Origin of the sequence: Lyngbya sp. PCC 8106 (assembly GCF_000169095.1) — a bacterium.
Taxonomy (GTDB): Bacteria; Cyanobacteriota; Cyanobacteriia; order Cyanobacteriales; family Microcoleaceae; genus Capilliphycus.
This window is the reverse complement of record NZ_AAVU01000020.1, coordinates 46,721-68,167: the sequence shown is the minus strand read 5'-3', so window position 1 is coordinate 68,167 and position 21,447 is coordinate 46,721. Positions and strand designations below refer to the sequence as shown.

General features: G+C 41.7%; 19 protein-coding genes and 1 pseudogene. 5 read left to right on the top strand and 15 right to left on the bottom strand.

Annotated features, from left to right (window positions below; genetic code table 11):
* Positions 1-185 precede the first annotated feature (185 nt).
* The gene (locus L8106_RS14900; RefSeq protein ID WP_009785164.1) at positions 186-1,379 is read left to right on the top strand and encodes an aminotransferase class V-fold PLP-dependent enzyme; all 1,194 of its coding nucleotides are present in this window, start codon (positions 186-188) and stop codon (positions 1,377-1,379) included.
* 230 nt (positions 1,380-1,609) lie between these two features.
* Here the strand turns inward: L8106_RS14900 and L8106_RS33710 are convergent, their stop codons facing one another.
* The 5 genes from L8106_RS33710 to L8106_RS31465 form a co-directional block, all read right to left on the bottom strand.
* Complete coding sequence (locus L8106_RS33710) at positions 1,610-2,017, bottom strand: tyrosine-type recombinase/integrase (protein ID WP_009785163.1); 408 nt, start codon at positions 2,015-2,017, stop codon at positions 1,610-1,612.
* A 30-nt stretch (positions 2,018-2,047) separates the two neighbouring features.
* A complete protein-coding gene (locus tag L8106_RS33705) occupies positions 2,048-2,785 on the bottom strand; it encodes an Arm DNA-binding domain-containing protein (RefSeq protein ID WP_009785162.1) in 738 nt (245 codons plus the stop codon).
* 166 nt (positions 2,786-2,951) lie between these two features.
* On the bottom strand, positions 2,952-3,413 hold the full coding sequence (locus L8106_RS33700; protein WP_232228491.1) for a transposase: 462 nt from the start codon (positions 3,411-3,413) through the stop codon (positions 2,952-2,954).
* A 340-nt stretch (positions 3,414-3,753) separates the two neighbouring features.
* Positions 3,754-4,212 (bottom strand): transposase, encoded by a 459-nt coding sequence (locus tag L8106_RS33695; RefSeq protein ID WP_009786392.1) that lies wholly within the window; start codon positions 4,210-4,212, stop codon positions 3,754-3,756.
* A gap of 390 nt (positions 4,213-4,602) precedes the next feature.
* The gene (locus L8106_RS31465; RefSeq protein WP_083798416.1) at positions 4,603-4,941 is read right to left on the bottom strand and encodes a hypothetical protein; all 339 of its coding nucleotides are present in this window, start codon (positions 4,939-4,941) and stop codon (positions 4,603-4,605) included.
* Positions 4,942-6,552: 1,611 nt separating this feature from the next.
* Here L8106_RS31465 and L8106_RS14875 point away from each other — a divergent pair.
* The 3 genes from L8106_RS14875 to L8106_RS14865 are packed head-to-tail and all read left to right on the top strand — an operon-like array spanning position 6,553 to position 9,082.
* Positions 6,553-7,179 (top strand): recombinase family protein, encoded by a 627-nt coding sequence (locus tag L8106_RS14875; protein ID WP_009785159.1) that lies wholly within the window; start codon positions 6,553-6,555, stop codon positions 7,177-7,179.
* 30 nt (positions 7,180-7,209) lie between these two features.
* Positions 7,210-8,841, top strand: a complete 1,632-nt coding sequence (locus tag L8106_RS14870) for a DDE-type integrase/transposase/recombinase (protein ID WP_156803688.1) — start codon at positions 7,210-7,212, stop codon at positions 8,839-8,841.
* Positions 8,831-9,082 carry a GTP-binding protein gene (locus L8106_RS14865; protein ID WP_009785157.1) on the top strand — a complete coding sequence of 84 codons (252 nt, stop codon included), beginning with the start codon at positions 8,831-8,833 and terminating at the stop codon, positions 9,080-9,082. Before L8106_RS14870 ends, L8106_RS14865 begins: the two co-directional genes overlap by 11 nt.
* A gap of 28 nt (positions 9,083-9,110) precedes the next feature.
* Here L8106_RS14865 and L8106_RS14860 read toward each other — a convergent pair whose 3' ends face one another.
* Positions 9,111-9,485: a four helix bundle protein gene (locus tag L8106_RS14860; RefSeq protein WP_009785156.1), complete on the bottom strand. Its 375-nt coding sequence runs from the start codon at positions 9,483-9,485 to the stop codon at positions 9,111-9,113.
* Positions 9,486-9,596: 111 nt separating this feature from the next.
* Between L8106_RS14860 and L8106_RS14855 the strand changes: the two genes are divergently transcribed.
* Positions 9,597-10,013: a hypothetical protein gene (locus L8106_RS14855; RefSeq protein WP_009785155.1), complete on the top strand. Its 417-nt coding sequence runs from the start codon at positions 9,597-9,599 to the stop codon at positions 10,011-10,013.
* A gap of 459 nt (positions 10,014-10,472) precedes the next feature.
* Here the strand turns inward: L8106_RS14855 and L8106_RS14850 are convergent, their stop codons facing one another.
* From L8106_RS14850 to L8106_RS14790, 9 genes and pseudogenes are all read right to left on the bottom strand, one after another.
* Positions 10,473-10,709 (bottom strand): hypothetical protein, encoded by a 237-nt coding sequence (locus tag L8106_RS14850; RefSeq protein ID WP_009785154.1) that lies wholly within the window; start codon positions 10,707-10,709, stop codon positions 10,473-10,475.
* A 325-nt stretch (positions 10,710-11,034) separates the two neighbouring features.
* A complete protein-coding gene (locus L8106_RS14845; protein ID WP_156803684.1) occupies positions 11,035-11,322 on the bottom strand; it encodes a hypothetical protein in 288 nt (95 codons plus the stop codon).
* Between the two features lie 68 nt (positions 11,323-11,390).
* Positions 11,391-11,816 carry a hypothetical protein gene (locus tag L8106_RS14840; protein ID WP_009785152.1) on the bottom strand — a complete coding sequence of 142 codons (426 nt, stop codon included), beginning with the start codon at positions 11,814-11,816 and terminating at the stop codon, positions 11,391-11,393.
* A gap of 146 nt (positions 11,817-11,962) precedes the next feature.
* Positions 11,963-14,974, bottom strand: a pseudogene (locus L8106_RS31460) (Tn3 family transposase).
* A gap of 60 nt (positions 14,975-15,034) precedes the next feature.
* Positions 15,035-15,616 (bottom strand): tyrosine-type recombinase/integrase, encoded by a 582-nt coding sequence (locus L8106_RS14810; protein ID WP_009785146.1) that lies wholly within the window; start codon positions 15,614-15,616, stop codon positions 15,035-15,037.
* A 488-nt stretch (positions 15,617-16,104) separates the two neighbouring features.
* Complete coding sequence (locus L8106_RS34240; protein WP_255348891.1) at positions 16,105-16,530, bottom strand: ATP-binding cassette domain-containing protein; 426 nt, start codon at positions 16,528-16,530, stop codon at positions 16,105-16,107.
* Between the two features lie 258 nt (positions 16,531-16,788).
* On the bottom strand, positions 16,789-17,664 hold the full coding sequence (locus tag L8106_RS14800) for a class I SAM-dependent methyltransferase (RefSeq protein ID WP_009785144.1): 876 nt from the start codon (positions 17,662-17,664) through the stop codon (positions 16,789-16,791).
* A 53-nt stretch (positions 17,665-17,717) separates the two neighbouring features.
* On the bottom strand, positions 17,718-19,484 hold the full coding sequence (locus tag L8106_RS14795; RefSeq protein ID WP_009785143.1) for an ABC transporter ATP-binding protein: 1,767 nt from the start codon (positions 19,482-19,484) through the stop codon (positions 17,718-17,720).
* A gap of 709 nt (positions 19,485-20,193) precedes the next feature.
* The gene (locus L8106_RS14790; RefSeq protein WP_009785140.1) at positions 20,194-21,324 is read right to left on the bottom strand and encodes a patatin-like phospholipase family protein; all 1,131 of its coding nucleotides are present in this window, start codon (positions 21,322-21,324) and stop codon (positions 20,194-20,196) included.
* Between the last annotated feature and the right edge of the window lie 123 nt (positions 21,325-21,447).

The window sequence follows — 21,447 nt, the reverse complement described above, 5'->3', positions numbered from 1 at the left end:
AGTGACAAAAATAGCAGGCGATTTGTAGAAGATCGGGAAACGAACAGGAAGCAAGACGGTAAATCACAACTTCCACTCCTGAAGCGATTCTCTCTCCTATTCCTTATTATGGGTTAAATCTAGCTTTGTGGTATACGGTAGGAAAGACAGTAACAGATGATGACTTACGACCGATTGAACTAATTATGACGAATTTGACATTAGAAACTTATCGACAACAGTTTCCCGCTTTAGCAAACAAAGCCTACTTTAATTATGGCGGACAAGGGCCACTACCTCAGATTTCTCTCGATGCAATTTATCAATCCTACGAACAAGTTCAACAAAAAGGGCCATTTTCGGGGAAAGCGGGAGGTTGGGTTACTGAAGAATCAGCCCAGATGCGAGACTGTATGGCGCGTGAGTTGGGGGTGAGTGCAGAAACGATCACTTTGACGGAAAATGTGACTGTAGGCTGTAATATTGCCCTGTGGGGAATCGATTGGCAACCGGGAGATCATCTGTTACTGTCGGATTGTGAGCATCCTGGTATCATTGCGATTATTCAAGAACTGCAACGACGTTTTCAGGTAGAGGTATCGGTTTGTCCGTTGAGAGAAACTTTAAACCAAGGTGATCCGGTTTCTGTGATTGAAACGCATTTACAACCGAATACTCGTTTATTGGTGATTAGTCATATTTTATGGAATACGGGTCAAGTTTTGCCATTGGGTGAGATTGTTAAATGTTGTCACAACCACCCGCAAGGGAAGGTTAGAGTGTTGGTGGATGCAGCTCAGTCGGTGGGGGTTTTACCGCTCAATTTAACCGCGTTAGGGGTTGATTTTTATGCGTTTACAGGTCATAAATGGTGGTGTGGGCCGGAAGGAAGTGGTGGGTTGTATACGAGTCCAGATGCTTTAACCACTCTTTCTCCGTCTTATATTGGTTGGCGTTCGATTCAATACGACAAAACCGGAACTCCGGTGAATTGGAAACCGGATGCGAGACGGTATGAAGTGGCGACTTCTGCTTATCCGTTGTATGCAGGTTTGAGACGTTCAATTGCGCTTCATCACGAATGGGGAACGACTGAGGAACGTTATCAACAAATCTGTGATCTCAGTCAATATTTGTGGCAAGGGTTATCGGAATTGTCTGATGTTTATTGTTTACGAACTTCACCCCCAGAAGCTGGTTTGGTGTCGTTTCAACTGACAAATGGTTTAGTTCATCAAGCCGTTGTTGAGTCTTTGGAAAAGCAGAATATTTGTGTGCGAACGATTTTAAATCCTGATTGTATTCGCGCTTGTATTCACTATTTTACCGATAAATCTGAAATTGATCGATTGGTTACTGCGATCGCCACTCTCAATTCTTCACCGACTGAGTTAATCTAGAGCCAATTAGGTATCGAGCCTAGCGAGGTGTTGGTTAAAACCCCTGTTTTTTCCCCGTTAGGCGATAAAGCTGGCGGTCGGATTTGAACCCACAACCTTCCGATTACAAGTCGGTTATCACTTTTGTCTTCAATCTCCTTTCAGTTAAAGCTTTCAGAGACTAGAACCTTCTGGGTGTAGCTGGGTTTCGCTCCAAATTCACTCCAAAAGGTTCATTGATGACCTGAGATTTAAAGTTCAGGGACGGATAGTTCCGCTCTGTGACCTGCATAGTTCTGGTAGATGATTTCAGCGCTGTTACCTACCCACTTGCCAACATCCTTTGCATCTTGTCCTTTTTCAAGGCAAAGGGTGATGAATGTATGTCGGGTTTGATAGGGCTTTCTGTACTCAATTTCTAGACTCTCAAGCACTTTGACCCACGCTTTGCGGAATGAACTTGTGCTAAATACCTTGCCTTTGGTTGAGGTCAATACAAAGCTGTTGCCAGACAGTCGGCTTGATTGAATTTCTCTCAGTAGCTTTTGCAGTTGGTTGTTACAGGGAAACACCCGCTTGCTCTGGGTTTTGAGTCCGTTGCATTTTTCCTTTCCTCCAACCGCCGCTACAATTGCATTTCTGAATGTGATTTTGCTCAAGTCGTCTGAGATGTCATTCCAAGTCAGCGCTCACGCCTCACTCGGACGACAGCCCACATAAAAACAGAAGGCAACGTAACAGTAATAATGGAGACTTTGGGAGCGGGTTCTAAAGGCTTCTATGATTGCATCTCGCTCAGAACAGGTAAACGGGTTGATGTCGGTTTCCTCATCCTCTGATTTCTTGATCCGCTTTTTGGCTTTGCCTGCCATCCCTTCAAATGGCGATCGGTTTAGCTTGACCCGTTTGGATTCAACCGCCCACTTTAAACAGGCGTTGAGTTGAACCATTAACCGTCTGCAAGTGTCTGGCGTGAGGGTTTGGCTTGCCCAATCAAATAATTTTTGAGCATAGCCAGCGCTTTCTAGGTCTGGGTTTGTCTCTGCGAAAGGCGATTGCTGGATATGATGCAACATCACTAGATAATTGCCTCTCCAAGTTCCCGGTCGGACGCTTGAACGTCTAATCTCTATGTACTGTTTGTAGAGTCGTGCCAGTGTCTCTGTAGTTTTCAGCCGCTCAATTGCCACAGCTTTCTGAGGGTGATATCGCTCAAGTGTGGGGTCAAAGCGCTCGTAGATGATATCCGCTTCAATCTGTCGGGCTTTTGCCTCTGCAAGTTTGCGGTTGTCTGGGTTGTCTTGTAATCCCAAATAGAGATACTTCCGCTTACCTTCAAATAGGAAACGGGGAAGCGATAGCCGCAAAACTCCCTTGCAAGATGACACTCCGACCCGACCTTTGCGGCGTCTGGATTGATTTTGCATGAGTTGTTTGAGGTTATGCCCGAGTCAGTCGATTTTCTGGGTAGAGCAAGTCTTGAGTTCCTATTCCCGGGTCAATTTGAATGATGTAATTGTGGATTTGCTTGCTGTCTGGGCCGTTGTATTTCTTGATCAAAGCTCTGTAGCCCTTGTATTCTCCATCAGTCAATTACCCCGACCCGCTAACGCTGAGGTCGGGGCTTGTATCTGGACTCCACCTCAACTCTAAGAATCTTTGCAGATTCTTAGCTTTGGTTTCTTCGTCCGACACATCGGGGGATACTGACAAAATCCCCGTACTTGCCCAGTCTTGCCGAACAAGCAATGTTCTCATGGCTACATTTCGCGCTCCCACCAAATCAGCATGGAGTGTATAGCCACAACACTCACATTTAAAAGTTAGACCCTGATTGGGTCTATTTTTTTTGGAGATATATCCACATCTGGGACACATCTGAGATGTGAACTGGGCTGGTACTTTTACAGCTAAAGACTGATTCAACACCGCCTTGTAGTCAATGAAGGAATGAAGTTCAGCAAAAGACCACTTCGCTTTATTGCGATTAGCCTTGCGCTGCTTCTTACTCGCTTTTTTCCCAGATTTAGAACGAGTTCGTTCTCTAATGTGCAAAAGATCCTCTAATCCAATTAAGCTGTGAGGTTGAGTAATCTGTTTACTGATTTGGTGGTTCACGTCAGAGGTAAACCGTCTCTCTCTGCCAGATAACGCAACTAATCTGCGCGAGGGCTGACCGAGTGCCTTTCCTCTGCAAGGATTTCCTGGTTTTGTGATAGCGATTAGCTTTATGTCTAATCGCTTTACCAGAAAAGAACTGACTGCTGTTGTCTGTTTTGGCGGACACAGCTAAAAAACGTTGCCCGACATCGATACCTTGCACCTGTTTAATGGTGTAGGGGTCGATATCGGGCAAGTCTATTTCTAAGCTGACTAACAAGTAATAGGTTCTCGATCAAGCAGTATAGTAGATTTTGGCGGAACCAATTTTTGCTCCCTGTTTAATCCAGTCAATGTGCTTGTTGTAGCCAGAATATTTAACAACAATGCGACCTGACAGGGTAACTAAACTCACCTGATTATCTTTTTTCCAGGAATAATCTCGTTGGTAATTGAGGGTGCAGGTTCGGGAAGAAAACTTGCAAGGGTGATCTAACCCCTTAAACAGTTTCTTCGTCTTCCCGTCTTTAATCGCTTGCTGGTTTTGTTTGAATTTTGTCCACTGCGTTTTGTAGGTTGCACCGACTTGGCGAGGGACGTTACACGACATCTGGGCAGGAAGCTTAAATAAATCCCTGATGTCGTAATAGACGAGTTTCTGGAGTTTCGTTCCATTACTCAGTTTGTTGTTGGCGTAGGCTACCCGAGAAGCGTAGCTCAGTGCATCCCGATAAGCCAAAGTGACCTGTCTCACAGCTTCTTTTTGCTCTGGAGACAGGTCTAATTTTCACTTGGCGGTCACAACTTGCTTCACAGATAAACCTTCACGAAATGTTTTCTAGCTTAACGAAGGTGAAGCTGAATTGTCAAGTAGCAATTTTCGGGGCATCGAGTCCCTCAATTGCTGCGCTATTCCTCCCCACGCCGTTTCGCTACGCTTCACTGAGCGTGGGGACTCCCGCGCTTTCGTTGATCACAGCATTGTCTCCTTCCTTGAACTTGCGTACGGACAGGGCGTAGATGTATCCACCTCTGCGGCAAATCCGTTCTGCATCCTCAACTCGTTTGAGCAGTGCCTCTACCTCGTCTGGGTGATTGGGGAAGTGACTGAATAACTCCTTCTGGCTAACACGCTTGTGAGAAATTAAGCCTTCTCTGAGGTAGTTCTTGATTTGGTTACGGGTTGGAGGGGTTTTGGTTGTTGAGGTAGTCTTGCCAGTTCAATTATTGATAGTTTTGGTGGTGAACTGGGACGTGGTGAGTAACTGTTGCGAGTGAAGGATGAGTCTGGGCGTTCAGTGGCGTAGAAGTGATCACCGTCTTTATCGGCCCTAGAGGTCTTTATCCATCCAGTAGCGGGGTCAAACCCTCGTTTACAGACCGTCAACTCTCCCAAACTGTAGCACCAATCGGGTTTACCACAGTGAGGGCAGGGATTGTCTTTTGTGGCGTGCTTAAGCTGTTCGGAGGCAACCATTACCATTAGCGATTACCTCCTTTAATTTTAGAAAGGTCTTTACCTTTAAATGATTCTGAGTTATGATTCATACCTAGATATGATTGGGGTTTAGGTTGACTTGTTGTGACCTGAACCCTTTAACTTTGTGGAGACTCTGACCCTCGGTGCTAGTTGACTAGATCTTATAGAAGATGTCAACATCACAATATATTTAGGTATTTAATTGTTTGGGTCTTTTAATGAGTCTCTACGGCTGTTAAAGGATTCAAACCTTTTTTTTAGGGTACTAGGAAAGACCTGTTTTAGCCAGAGAAAAGTCTTAAGTTTATTATTGACTTGCTCTTTTTCTATATATCAACAAAAGAGCAAGTTCCTTAACAGAAAAAGCATAAAATCCACCTGCAATCGGAATTAAACCAGTGCGTTCGCGATTCGGAGAAGATTCAGCATTAAAAGTTATTCCTCTACCCCGATGAGCGACAATCCAGAACTTCCCTCTGTTCCCCCTGTCGTTCCGCTTCCTCCTGCGGTCAGCTTCTTTGACATCTGTGGCGGTTTGGGAGCATTACAACGCATAACATAAATCTTAGCGGCATCAGGGGTTAAAGATGCCCCCAATTTATGCCCAAGTTGAGTTCCTAAATCTGCTGAAGAAATTCCAGCAGCACTGGCTAAGTCGTAAGTCTTCCATCCATATTCAATAAATTGAGTAACTGAAACTTAGACGACGATATCTTTGATTTTGCCTCTTAAAACGCGCATAATTTGCGTAAAAAAAAGAAAGGATGTTTTTACTTTAAGAGAAACTAAAGGCTTTCTTCAAGGCAGTTTTCGGCGTTTTAATCCAGAGTTACTTTACATCCAAAGCTATAGCTTTGGATTTTAATAACGTGACCAAACAGATTCAAATAAATTTAATCACATTCGGGTCAATCCAATCACATTCGGGTCAATGCAAACACATTCGGGTCAATCCAAACAGGTTTGGGTCAATTCAAACAGGTTTGGGTCAATGCAAACACATTTGGGTCAATTCAAACAGATTTGGGTCAATTCAAACAGATTTGGGTCAATTCAATCGCATTTAGGTCAATCCAATCACATCCAAATCAATCCAATCGCATTTAGGTCAATCCAATCACATCCAAATCAATCCAATCGCATTTAGGTCAATCCAATCACATTCGGGTCAATGCGGGTAGTTAAGTTTTTCATGGGTGTTATCCTTGAAAATTCTTAAACGAAGGCAGAAGACCGGAGTTCGCGCTGCCTCCTGCCCTCTGCCTTCGCTAATTGTAGTTGCTTGCAAACAAGAACGCTCATGCTCGCAAACAAGACAATTTCCTGCTCACATTAGCTGCAAATATAAATGGCTTTATGCTCAGATTGTTTTGCAAATAAGCCCACATTATTGCAAATTGCTCACAAACAAGATTTAATGCTCACATTAAGTGCAAATAGGCTATAATCTATACTCAACGGTTATTACAGTCACTTCCAGAGCGTCAACCTCCCCAAAGTGTCCAGTTAAGACCATCCTTAAAATCGAACGCATATGTTTAGTCTTTTGGGTTTAAACTAGACAATATCCGTTTGATTAAATAGCAAACAGGGTTTTCTCCGAAAATGTAAGATATGGTCACTTATGCTTACTTGCGAGTCTCAACTGACCACCAAGACTTGAACAATCAACGTCATGGTATTTTCGAGTATGCCAATATTCGGAACTTGGGTTCTCTCAAATTTGTTGAAGATGCCACTTCCGGAAGGATTAAATGGCAGTCGAGGGCGGTGGGGCAATTGCTGACTCAAACCGCCAAAGCAGGAGATGTGGTGATTTTTGCAGAAATCAGTCGGATGGCCCGTTCAACCTTGCAAGTTTTGGAAATGCTGGAATGCTGTATGCAACGAGGCATTAGCGTTCATATCGCCAAACAGCAGATGGTACTCGATGGCTCAATGTCCAGTCGAATTACAGCCACCGTTTTAGGTTTAGCCGCAGAAATTGAACGAGAATTGATTTCCCTGAGAACAACCGAAGCCCTCGCCAAATGTAAAGCCGAAGGACAGAAATTGGGACGACCCAAAGGGCAAAAGGCTGTACATCTAAAACTTGATGAAAAAGAAGCCGAAATCCGAGGGTATTTAGCAAAAGGAATTAGCAAACGTGCCATTGCCAAATTAGTTGAATGTTCTCCCTCAACCCTCTACCAGTGGATGGAACGGCGGCACATTCACCCTCGAAAAAAATCTAGAGTATGAGGGAAGAAAAAGTTGATGCCCAGACGAAAAATCCCCACAGAAGCATTAGTTGACTTACAACGACGGTTAGGGTTACATCCCCCTCGATGTGCAGAACGACGGGCTTTAATTCAAGAAACTGCCCACTTCTACGGAGTCTCAGAAGACACCGTTTATCGAGCATTAAGAAATCGAACCCCAGTCCAACCCGCCCACCGAACAGATAAAGGTCAGCCCCGTGTGATGTCTGCATCGAACCTGAAACGATACTGTGAAACCATTGCGGCTCTGAAAATTTGCACGTCCAACAAAAAAGGTCGTCACCTTTCCACCAGTGAAGCCATTCGTCTGCTGGAAGAACAGGGACTGAACACCCCCACAGGTTTTTTACAACCCACAAAAGGCTTACTTAAAAGACAAACCGTAGACCGTTACCTCAAACAGTGGGGCTACGACTACATCCGAATGACCCGACAACCAACTGCCGTTCGGTTTGAAGCCGAACACAGCAACGACTGTTGGCACTTTGACTTGAGCCAGTCTGACCTCAAACACCTGAAAAATCCCATTTGGATAGAACCCGGACGGGGAAAACCCCTGTTAATGCTCTACAGCGTCGTCGATGACCGCAGCGGGTTGGCTTACATGGAATATCACGGAGTCTACGGAGAAGATGTCGAAGCCGCCCTCCGGTTTCTGTTTACTGCCATGTCCCCAAAAAACGATAAAGATTTACCATTTCAAGGCATTCCTCGAATGCTCTACATGGATAATGGGCCAATAGCGCGTTCTCAAGTCTTTCAAAAAGTGATGAATCTTCTGGGCGTTGAAGTTCGCACCCACCTTCCGAATGGCAAAGATGGACGGAGAGTAACAGCCCGTTCCAAAGGAAAAGTAGAAAGGCCCTTTCGCAGCGTCAAAGAAATGCACGAAACCCTTTATCACCTCAAAGAACCCGAAACCGAACTGGAAGCAAATGAGGGGTTAATGAAATTTCTGCATTACTACAACAGCAAACCTCATCGCAGCGCATACCACTCCCGCCTGGAAGATTGGTTGGCGAACCTTCCCCCAGAAAATATCCGTCAAATGTGCAGTTGGGAACGCTTCTGTACCTTCGCCCGCGAACCCGAACGCCGTCAAGTAGGAATTGATGCTCGTGTGAGTGTGGATGGGGTTTGTTATCAAGTAGACTCCGACTTAGCAGGAGAGACGGTGACGCTGTGGTGGGGGCTATTCGACAATGAACTCTACGTCGAGCATCAAAACCAACGCTATGGCCCCTATACTCAGATTGGTGGCCCCATACCCTTGCATCGTTATCGTCATCTCAAGAAAACTCGCACTCAAACCCGAGCCGACCGCATTGAAGCTTTAGCCAAACAAATATCCCTTCCAAATTCTATTAATGGTTTGAAGACTTTCTCAAACTCTGTGGAAAAAATTGAACTGCCTGTCCAACCGTTTGTAGACCCGGACCCTTTTCAAGAACTAACCTTTGCTAATACTATTGCAGCCAAACTTGCCATTGCTGAATACTTAGGCTATGCCCTGGCAAGATTAACTTCAGAACAAATGGCAGATGTTGATGAAATTTTAGCTCAAACCCTAAATCGAAAAGAAGTGATGGCAAAAATCAAGGGTTACTTCCAAACTTCATCGGAGCGTCACAATGCAAGATGAAGTAATCAACTTTTTCCAGTTTCAACAGACCTTTGAGTATTTAGGATACTTTGAAACTCCTGAAAATAATCAACTGATGAAAAGTCTCAAACGAGATTTGAGTCGAGGAGGATTAATTGTACTGTCGGGAATTGTCGGCAGTGGAAAAACCACATTATTATTGCAAGTTCAACGGGAATTAAAGCAAGAGGCTAAAGTGGTAGTTTCCCGTTCGATATCTGTAGATATTAATAATGGATAATGGATAATGGATAATGGATAATTATTTTTCAGCAATTATCAATTGGTAATTGGTTGTTTGATTTGGCTGTTTTGACAATACTTGTCAGAAGTTTTAAGAGTTCTATACAGTCTTGACTAATTGAGTTAAATCCTCTGACATCGATGTAATCTGCTTGATGTAATAGCTCTAACCAATATAGAGTTTCATTGGCTTCTTTCAGAGCAATAGCCATTTTATGTGCAAAGTCGGCACGACTTTCAGCGTGTTCAGCTTCACGCACCAAAGCTCCAATTGCCGTACCACTACGAAGTAACTGTTTTGATAAAACATACTCTTGTTTGTCTTGATTAAGATACTTTGACAATTTAACAATTCGTAATGCAAATTCAAATGACTTTTCTTTAACTACATTATTTTTCATAATTATCAATTATCCATTATCAATTATCCATTATAACGCCGACATCCGAAGCTGAGAATGACCTCAACAGCCCGTTCTTGAAGAATTGGGGGGAGAGTCCGCAGTATTTTTATGTTGGAGGGAATAAAAAACTGCAAGCGAGAGTATGTTGAATGGTTGTTGAAAGAAGCGACACAGGAAGATGTGGAATATCTGGAGTTAATCACAGAAGATGCGCTGGACTTACTGGTGAGCAAGCTGGTGACACCGTTGCAAGTTAAACAGTATCTAAAGCAAGCGTTTGAACAAGCTTTTGAAGTGGGTCAAAAAGTGGTGACTGTTGATGTGGTTGAACAAGTTTTAGTGGAAAGTTTGAACAATTTAGAACCGCAACTTATGCGTCAGGGTTATAACTTAAAAACATTGTCTCAGCTTTTGCAAGTGAAGCCGGGAGAAGTGCAGTCTTTTCTAAATGGTCAGCTTCCGAAAAATCAAACTCAAGAATTTATGGACAAAATCTTGCAGGCGGGAATCCCCCTCTCCAGTTAGCTTCTGAAGGTGAGACTCAAAGAATTTTCAAAGGTTATAGTCTATTTGCACTTAATGTGAGCATTAAATCTTGTTTGTGAGCAATTTGCAATAATGTGGGCTTATTTGCAAAACAATCTGAGCATAAAGCCATTTATATTTGCAGCTAATGTGAGCAGGAAATTGTCTTGTTTGCGAGCATGAGCGTTTCTGTTTGCAAGCAACTACAATTAGCGAAGGCAGAGGGCAGGAGGCAGAGGGCAGAAGGAATGCAGTTAAATTAATGCTTCATTTCAAGTGTGTGTTCGGGTTCCAGTATTTATCCAGTCCTCTGCATTTTATCTCGCTCTCTGCATTTATCTAACCCTCTGCCATCTGCCATCTGCCATCTGCCTTCGTTCACCCATCTGCCTTCTAAAATAATTGGAGATGTTGAAGAAATGGATAATTTTAAATCTACAGAATTGGATGAAGCTTTTGCTACTCCCGTTGAACGTCCCGAATTTCTTTGACTAATTCTTGAGTATGTTCATCAGTGGCTAGCCTTCTCATAATGGAAGTATCACCGCCCATGAGTTGAACAACCTCTTGTTTGAGTTTGGCAAGAGACTGTTTGTAATCTTCCCCGTCCTCTAGTTCAACTCTTAAAGACAATTTGGCTGATTCGTAGTTGCCTAAATTGGCATTTAATCCGAACTCAATTTCTTTAACTTTCATTGCCGTTACCCATTGCTGAATAATACACCATTCTTCAAAAAAAGCCGCTCAAATGGGGTCAGTTGATCGTCTTTCGACTGACTCACTTCTTTTTTGGGTTTTTCAGATTTACTCATTTCCTGACTCCACTAATAATCTGGAAAATTAACAGACCAACTGTATGAGATACAATGCTCAAAGCCTTTTTTGAAGTTAGCTAATTATATTGAATCATACTTATGATTGTGAAGACAACGCCAACACATATAAGCGTGGCTAAAATACTTCCAACCACAGATTAAGTTGTCAATAATGATGTTGGGATGATACCCAATTTTCAAGAGTCTCATGGTTTGTCCTTCATTTCCTCTAACAGAGTTAACAATCTCATAACTGTGACTGTTTTCTGTTCGTTAAGTTGGCGATTCAGGTGATCAGATACGCGGTCAATTGTGCGTTGACTTTCCCAGTGTTCAGCGTAGTCAACTTGAGTCATAGCCCCAACAAAAATCCCACCAGTAAAACCTATAATCACCTTGATTTCCGCAGGTATCCAAGATGTCTCAAGTACAAAGAATGCCATCCCACCAATCATCACACTACCGACTATGTTTTTTGCTCTAAGTCTATTCATTGCGCTTAGATATTCTAAACTCATTGACTGGATAAAAAGGGGCTGTTTAGACCCCTTGCAATTGTGTTCTAGTTGTGGTCGTGTTCGTCCACCAGTTTGGGTTCAATCACTTCTGAGAGAACGGGTGTGTGCTGTAAAGGTTCAGGTTCAACAGTCGGTTCAGGTTGTCGGTTGCCTTTGTTGAAGAACTGCTCAATTTGGGTCAACAGGTCATATTGAATTTCCTCTGTCTGACTGGTTTCCTGTGCCGTGATAAAATCGGTCAAGATATTTATTTCTGAGTCTACCCGTTGCCGTTCACTGATAGCAATGGGTTTGTTTTTGTGGTTAGTATCATAGGCTAGGACTGCACAACCGAGGGCGGTTGATGATGCCATTGTCTTCCAAAAGATGTCAACGTTTGGGGACAGTGAAAGGACAGATAACAGTCCGGTACAACCTAGCCAGAAGCTCACCCGTCTATCAACACGATCAGGAATTGAGATTAAAGCCATGAAATACTTACTCCTGTAATCGCTGCAAGCACTACAAAAGCGGTCTTAACTTGGTGGAAACGGGACTTATTAGACTCAGCGTAATAGGGGTAAGGACAAGATACGCGCAAAATTTATCACAATGTAAAGTTGTGTAACAAAATTACTCAGAAGCCTAAATTTAACTTTTCATCTAGTGCTTGTGGAATCGTATCGAGAGCAATTAGATAATCGCCAAAACGCTTAATATGACTGGTTAAATAAGGACTCAAAGCAGCTATTTCTTCACGCTCCCAGAAAAAACCTTCTTTTCTTAGCTGAAGCAAAACCTCAGTTAAATCAACCACATTATGGAAAATAACAGCATTAGCTACTAAATCACCGTACTTAATCGTCTTCTCTTGCTGTTCAGGGTCATTACTAGCAATCACCCCTTCCCCTCCAAAGCAAAACCATTTAGAAAAGCCATTATAAGCTTCTACTTTATTAGTCATTGCTGTAATTTTTTGACGTAACTTTTGGTCAGAGATGAACTGTCACAAAAAAACAGTTCTAATAACTCTGCCTAACTCTCGAAACGCTTGATAAAGTTTATTCTTCCGACTATAGTTTGCCAACTTTCGTAACAACATATCCGCCGAAATTTTGCCTGATTTAATAGAAAGAACCACTCGCCATAAATCTGACCAATGAGTTTTGATAAGTTGCCAATTAATTACCCCTTTAAATAGAGAATAAATCTGCTGATCAACTGTCTCCTTCTCAGGACGATAAAAAACTAAATCTTGCCAATTTCTAATGCGAGGCATAAGTTGAATACCTAATAAATATGATCAAGCAAAAACAGGAGTAGACTGTCCTTGAGTATCAGCATGAATAATCGAAGGTTGAATTTCCGATTTATGCTTGAGAAGTCCCTCAATAATATATACAGCTTCCCAAGTTCCACAAGGAATAAAATGACCGCAGCACGCGGTCACAGGCAAGCACCGGAATTCAATTCCGGTGAACCTGTGACTAAACAGAGCTATATAACTATCAGCAACATGATGATAAGCAATCCCACCATAACCACCATAGCGAATATGATATTCCGAAAGTAAATTTTGCTCGTAGAGATCATATTTAGTTCCATCAGCAGCAGCCGTCGTACCATCTCCCCATAACTTAGTTAAAGGCATCATATTGTAGCGATTGATAATATCAACTAGAGCAGCATTGAGTCCTTTTAAACTAATATGTCTCTGATTAACAAAAGTGATCATTCTTGACGTAACAACGCCTCTCATCTGACGTGCCGCTTGCGCCGCTCCTAAATTGCATCCATAAGTAAAAGTGGTTAATAAATAGCGTTCTGTAGACCGTTCTAATTTTGAATCAGAACCACTCATTGGACCAAAATGTCGAGTAAAATTTGTCCAATAGTCCACATCTCTAAGAATATCAATTAAATTACGCTCTGGCATTCTTTCAGAAATTACAGCCTCTAAGTTTTTGAGAGAAGCACTCTCACGATTAGCTAATGGACGTTTTAAAACAGGTTCTCCTTGCTCGCTAATAACAACAGATGTATTGTTGGGATAGCCTAGATCTATTTCCGATGCTGTTTGGGTTAATGAATTTTTTAGATTCTCGACAAAATTTTCAGCCTGAGTAGGAAAGCCTAATTGTTGACAATATGCTTCAACCAATGGCTGACAGTCATTCCAAGAAAGTAATTGTTCTCGATAATCAGCATAAGCCCCACTGTTCAAGACACAAATATCCCCTGACTTTAGTTCAGTAGCTACATAAGAAAAAATACAAATCTCGAAATGGCGACGCATCACTTTAGTGACATCCTTAGATTGAACTATCACTAACTTTTGCCATTGCTGTGAAATAAAAGATCAATCAACTTCCGTTCCTATCCACTCACCTCGGCGATGGGAATTAGACAGTAAAACTTCCACGGCTTTTACCAATTTATCGTCACTACTGGTAGATTCTATCTTCAGGAACTTAAATAATCGAAAGAAGGCACTACGATGACTTTTATAAAACCGCCATAATCAAGGAAAATAATTATTCCCTTGATCAGCATTAATTTCTTCACACTCAGTTAATAGTTGTTCAACTCCTCCCGTTTGCTTGAAGATAGTTTGCAATTGCTCTAATGGTTTTGAATCGGGGACATCTTCATTGAAAACTACTAAAACATCGGTGAGGACAGATACTAATTTTTCTGTAGTTATCTGCTGTCTTTTTCTGATAGAGTCTAATTCCTCAATAGCCAGATTATGGATTTTTTTCATCTGCTTGAGGAACATTTATACTAGGTAATCGCGAGTCTGCACTTGAGCAGAATAAATGAGGCAAAGAAGTAAGGTTAATTGCTTATTTAGAGTAATATCTTTCATCTCCGAAGCAGTAAGAGCTTTAGCTTCAGAGGTAAAATGTTTGATTTTCGCCCTAGTTAGTCCTTGAAGATAGGGAGCGATTTCTCCCAGCGTTTCTAACCAAGTTAAATGGACAATTAAATCATTAAGATGATTTCGACTTGATTTTTGAGGAAGTTTTTTCAGGTCATTATAAGGACTGCGTTCAACGGCTGCGTAATTATCTAATAAATCCTTTAATCGCTCGATATCTTCAGGATTAAGCTGACTAATTACCTGGGAGAATATCTGTTGGTTTACTTCTTTTCTGAGATGATTAACTAAACGGTCTAAGGTATTAAAACCAGGAAGTTCATAGCGTTCTTTGACAACCTCTTCAATGGCTACATTGATTAAATCGGCTGGATTATCCATCCTTAATGCTGATTCAGTGATAACTGCTGTGATTAGAGCCTTGCCTTTTTGATTAAAAGGACTCACCTGGAGATAGAAGCGAATCGCTTTTTTATGACGGGATAAAGTTGGTGGATATTGATAGCTAAAACTTCTATCTTCAAGAAGATCCAGTACCGTCCGAATCTGGTTGATCATAGCAAGAGGGATGTCCGTTATTTGGGGGAAATAGCCTAATCTCTGAAATACTTTGAGTAAAACTAGCAAATTAAAATAGTTTTCTTCCCCAGCCGTAACTTTTAAGGCGAATGCTATCTCTATCCTCGTGGGAGTGTAAATTTTATCGAGTTCATTGACGGTATAGTACCGTTTGAATCTGGGATAAGCTGTGCGTTCAATTGATGCCACGAGTGAGAAAAAAGATGGTTATTTTCAGTTTACAGGAGTATTGTTATCGCTCTTAACCGCTCAATCTGTCCAAAAAGATTCAAATCTTTGGGGGGACATCTGCGTGTAGCGGACTGTATGGTGAATGTTCTTATGTCCTAAGTAGTCTTGAATCGCTCTGGTATCATGTCCAAGTGAAGCAAGATAATAGCCACAAGCATGACGCAGTTGATGAGGATAAACAGATTCTTTAAGTCCGGCTAATTCTCCGGCTCTGGCGATAATGTGACGGATAGTTCGGGTGGAGAGGGGGGCTTTGCGCTCGGAGACGAACACATACTGAGTTTCAGGATAATCTCGTTTAATCTGACGTAATGACCTCAATTCAGGAGCGCGTAGGGGATGAGTGCTATCATGCCCGTGTTTTACTCTTATAATCTCTATATAGCCGTCGTTCAAATCAATTTGTGACCATTTCAGAGAAACTAACTCTGCGGTGCGAAGTCCATGCCGAAACATTAGTAAAATAATGGCTGCATCTCGAACTCCGTGTCTTCCAAATGAATGCGCTGCTTTGTGAATTGCTTCCACTTCCTTGGGACGCAAATATTCCCGCTCTCGCTTTGACGCTACTTTTACAGGGGGATGAGGGTGAGAAACCATCTTTGCCGAAAAGGGAAGTTGGGGTGGTTGGGTAAGAATAGCTGAAAGCTTTATGATCTGTTTCTCCCTTCATTATACATTGCCTAAATTGAACCCAACTAGGCAATGTTTGAAAGACATAAATACATGGCTACTTTACACAACTTTACATCGTGATAAATTTTGCGCGTATCTTGTCTTTACCCCTCACAGAGCGGACAAGACGATAATCATCATCTTTAAGGGAAAACTTTCCTTGAAGATCTCGTTTGCGTTTCATCTTTTCTTCCAAGTAATACATGGAATAAGTTTAACATGAGTTAACCATGTATTACTTGGTTAACCACTTGCCATCTTTTTGCTAAAATTCCTTTTTATACTTCACTTTGAAATACGCTTAGATTACTTTCGCCAACAGTATCTTCGCTAGTTTTACCCCTATTTACGAAGGTCAAACGGTGATGAAGCTGCTATTTGACTAACTGGGCGAGTTACTTAGTTGTGAGTCATTAAACACTTGTAATTTCTATACTATTGGAATTTCCTGTATTCATTTGCTGCCAAAGCGTGGCATAAACTCCTTCTTTTTTCAACAATTCTGTATGATTACCGCTAGCAACAATCGTGCCGTTTTCTAACACAAAGATTTTATCCGCACGCAACGCTTGAGTAATGCGATGGGTAATCATAATAATAGTGCGTTCTTTGGCAAGGTGGTCAATCGTTGCTAGGATACCCGCTTCGGTTACTAAGTCAAGGGCGGATGTCGCTTCATCTAATATCAAAATAGCAGGATTTCTGACTAATGCTCTGGCGAGGGCGATTCTTTGGCGTTGTCCTCCCGATAGTTGTCCGCCTCTATCACCAACCGGAGTATCATAACCTTGGGGTAAAGTGAGGATAAATTCGTGAATTTCTGCATTTTTAGTGGCAATTTCGACTTCCTCAAGCGCAGGATTAATAGGATGATATAAGAAAGAGGGATCGTATCCGGATTGACTTAAATCCTGGAAATAAATTTAAAAACTTAACTAGCAATATCGTCCTCACTTCTAACCCCTTTCCTTCAAGGACTAAAAGGAAAGGGGAGTAACAGTAAAAAGGAGTTATTAACGGCATTTTAGACCCCTGAAAATCGCTAGATATTGGGTTTTATGCCGTTATTTAACCTTTTTAAAAACTGTAAAGGCTTTTTAGACCTTTTCTTTCTCATACCTAACGAGAAGTTGCCAACAGTAAATATCAGGATCATCATGTCCGATCATCTGTTGAAACATTTCAGCAAAAGGTTCGGAATCTAAGAAATCAATCTCCATGCTGAGTCGCTTCATGCCTGCTTCTTTAAAAATGCGATTCAACCGCAGAGGAGTATAATAAATCTGTGCATTTTGCCACTCGGCATCCCAAACTTTATTGTGAGCAACGTCAACAAAACCTTCCGTCATACAGTGGGCGTGTTGTCGGCTGAGATAGCAAATTTCTACATAACACAGCGTACTTTGGAAAAATCCGTAAATTTTGCCTCCGGGTTTAAGAACCTTGGAGAATTCGTAAATCATTTTACGATTAATTTCATCGTCACCAGACACCACAGAATTAACGATCAAGACATAATCAAACTTTTCTGCTAATTCTGGTTTTTTTTCGGTAAATTCAGTGGAATCAACCATCTCGAAAACAATTTGTTGATCGTTCAGTCTGGACTCACCCTCAGCTTGTTTCCATTTTTCAAGTGCTTTTTCAATTCCCACCTGGGAAAAGTCTGTGCAGTAAATTTGTCCAATTTGTGGACAAGCCTCTAACAAGGTTTTCTGAAGATAAATTTCCGAACCACAACCGGGAATTAAAACTTTGACTTCTGGAGAATTGGGAATATTAAAGCTCGGAGATTGATGGGAGGGACAGACTAACATTTCGCAGATTTTGAGACTGGGAGTCAGACTGAATGCACTTTTTTCATAGTCTTGGTGAATTTCATCCCAAACTGCTTTTTCTAGGTCTGGAGACTCGGCAGTAAGGGGATGAGTGGAAGGAATTAACCATTTGCGATCGCCATTTGTATTTGTCATTGTATTCAACTCCAAAATTTCAAGTAAACTTTAAGTAAATGTCAAATTTGCAACTAAGAAAGAGCAAGTTCTGGCAAGTTGTTGCTGCCTTGATGACCCTGTTGCCAAAGTGTTGCATAGAGTCCCTTTTCTTTCACCAAGTCGGTATGGCGACCCGATGCAACAATCTGTCCGTTTTCGAGGACAAAGATTTTATCGGCACGCAACGCTTGAGTAATACGATGGGTAATCACAATTACGGTGCGTTGTTTGGCGATGCGATCAAGGGTGGCGAGAATCCCCGCTTCTGTCGCCAGATCGAGGGCGGACGTGGCTTCGTCAAGAATGAGAATAGCGGGATCTCTCACCAACGCTCTGGCGAGGGCGATTCTTTGCCGTTGTCCTCCCGATAATTGTCCGCCTCTGTCGCCAACCGGGGTATCGTAACCTTGGGGTAAAGTTAAGATAAAATCGTGAATTTCTGCGGCTTTGGCTGCGGCTTCCACCTGTTCATTACTAGCTTCTAAATATCCCATGCGAATATTTTCTCGTATAGTCGTATTAAACAGAATCACCTCCTGAGAAACTAATCCAATTTGAGAGCGAAGGGAACGCACTGTAGCATGGCACAAATCAATTCCATCCAACAAAATGCGTCCTTTATCGGGGTCGTAAAAGCGGGTTAGTAAGTTAACAATTGTACTTTTGCCAGCCCCACTCTGTCCGACAAACATCACATACTCGCCCTGACGAATTTTCAGCGATAGATTTTTCACCCCGACTCTTTCGGCAGAATAATTAAAGGTGACATTCTCCAAATAAATTTCTTCGGAAAAATGCGGTAAGGTAACAGCATCTTGTGTATCTCGAACTGTTGGAATTTCTGAGAAAATCTCGCTGATGCGTCGTAAGGCAGCTACGCCATCAATAACAATCGGAAGCGATCCTGTAAAGGCAAGAATATTCAGATTTAACCCCAACAACAAAACCTGATAAGAAACCAGGGTTCCAACTGTCATGGAATCGTTGAAGGTCATCACTGCACCGATACTTAAAATTGCAAGTTGGGTAAGAACAAAAAGAGTGATAGGAATTCTTTGGACCAAGTAGGATATAAATACTGCCCCAATATAAACCTGTTTCAAGTCATCCAAACGATCCGAAAAATCCTGGGAAGCTCGACGTTCCATGCCAAATAATTTTACAACAGATTGGGAGAGAAGATTTTCTTCAACAATATTGGCAAGTTCTCCTTCCTTTTCTAGTAAATAATAGCCTTTGGAAGTGGCAATCTGGGCAAGGGGAGCCGGGGCAATGATACAGATAGTTAAACCAATACAAGTAAAAATAGCTAATTGCCAGTTGAGCAAGAAAAGAAAAATCGAAGCAAACAGGATATTACTAATTTCTAAAACAACAACGGTTAGCCCCATCGAAATCAAACCATTTTCTACTTTCTGAACATCAGAAATCAAACATTTAACAAGATCTCCGGCTGAACGTCGCCCAAAAAACTCCATCGACAGGCTTTGAAGATGATCGAATAACGAGCTACGAATATTGTTGATAATAACAATACCTAAACGCGCTCCTAAGAGGGTTCCGAGTAAACCAATAGCAATGTAGAAAATAGCACCAATGCCGAACAGCGAGATGATAAAAATTAAAAGTTTGTAGTTTTGAGGAATAATTGCTGCATCGACAATAAATTTTAAACTAACTCGCAATACCGAATCAAAGGCGGCATCAAAAATTAAACAGCAAAACATTAAAATAAATTGCCATCGGTAGGAGCCAATGTATTTACTGATTGTTTTGATAAACCAAATAAGCTGCTGCATGACGGGTTAATAGGAAAAATTATGGTGGTTTTCGATTGTGATTTTCGCGGATCTAATCTGGATAGCTTTTTGGTCGGTTGGCTGCTACTCAACCCATTGAAAAAGTTCATAGATCCGCTGCCGAATTTTAAGCTTAAAAAACTCTAAACCCGGAATCCCTTGATATGAAAAAGGGAATTATACAAGCCATATTTGGGAAACAATGTGAATAAATTATCTGCCTGTTTTGTTTCAAGGATTGATAAAAAATCGGCGGCTGCTTGGAGTTGGGGAGTGGTAGTTGCTATTTCTTTAGCGTTCATCATTTTCACCTTTTGGAAGTATAGTATGTACTGCAAACAAGTAAAGCGAACTTAAAATCGAATCTTTTGTTATTTGGACGAAAGATAGGTTTTTTATCCCTCTGATTGTTCGATGGATCTTCTCTCAATTATCAGGGTTGAAAATACCTATTCTAATTCTGTAAGTCACCCTCGGAATTAATTACTGTTATTAAATCGGACGGGTCAAAGACTAAAAACAGAATATGATTCGCCGCAATGGTCTACACATAAATATCACCTCCTTTTTGTTATGATTTGACTTTTAAGGGCTATACTTCGATATTTTATCAAGGTTTTAGTTACGGTGGGCAAGCCGACCTGCTACTTATTGATTGATGGGCAATGCTCACCGTTAACAATCGTCTTCTTTTCCGATATCTTAATGCTTAATTCGATTCGATAAACTGTTCAATTGCCTCTTGAACTGAAACCCATTGATTCTTATAATAGACTTTGCCGCATTCAAGATAGCATTCAGCCGCCTCTATCAGTTCAGGACAACTGTCAGGATTATCGATGTCTTCGTTGACTTTTTTCTCCTGCTTTTTATGCTCGGCAATATATTTGTTATAGGGTTCCTCTAACTTAGCCAAGGTTTGACGCAGACGACTGGGCTGTCGTTCTCCTTTAAATCGCTCGTTTAAATCGAAATCTAAACGTAAATAATGCCCCTCTGCACTTTCCAGGATTTGGCAACAGATAGCTTCAGAAATTTGGGCAGCAGGATTCATAAACATATCCGGCAGATGCCTAGCCCAGCCCAGTTGTCCCCATCCTTTGATGTCTTCATATTTGAAAGCCTTAGTTGTATTGCCAGTTCCAATGGAAAGGACAGCAATATCGCTTAAGTTTAATCCGTTCTTTTTTTCAATATACAATGCCTGGGTGATCGCCATTAACGCGGGGTTATTAGCTGATACTCCACCATCAATATGGGGCAAACTTTGATCCGCATTATAGGGAAGTTCATAAGGGGGGAAAAACGTGGGTGCTGAGGCTGAAGCCGTGCAGATTTTCCAGAGTTCAAGGTTGGAGTACCATGCAGTAGGATCGCTATTATTAAACCAGGTTGTGTTTCGCGAATAAACGTCATAAGCAGGAATCAAAATATGAGGTTTAGTAATCTGACCAATTTTCACATTTTTACCCAATTCTGGGTGTTCTAACTGGTTCTCCAAAACTTTAGCTAAACCCCGCTCTCCCTGTTCGTGTGGATAAAACACATGACTTCCCACCGCTTGACTTACTATCCGCCATTGTCGCTGCTGACGTACAGAGTCTAGGAAGATATTTTTTCCTTCATCCTTGTAAAGATTAATCATCTTATCGGTGTCCATCTGACAGGCAATTCCCGCAGCCAGAATTGAGCCAGTGGAGGTGCCAGAAGCCAAGTCAAAATATTCATGTAATTTATGTCCCTTTTTTTCTGTTAGTGTCGTCTGTACTGCCCGTAGAATTGTGGCAGATAAAACTCCACGAATGCCGCCGCCATCTAAGCTGATAATTTTGAAAGTCATGGTATACTCCCCGATAGGTTAATTGTTAATTGAACTGTGCCTAACTTGAGGTTAGAATTTTATTGAAGAACGAAATCTGAGTTGTCATATTTCTTTTTTACATCTTCTTTAAGGTGATCGCCC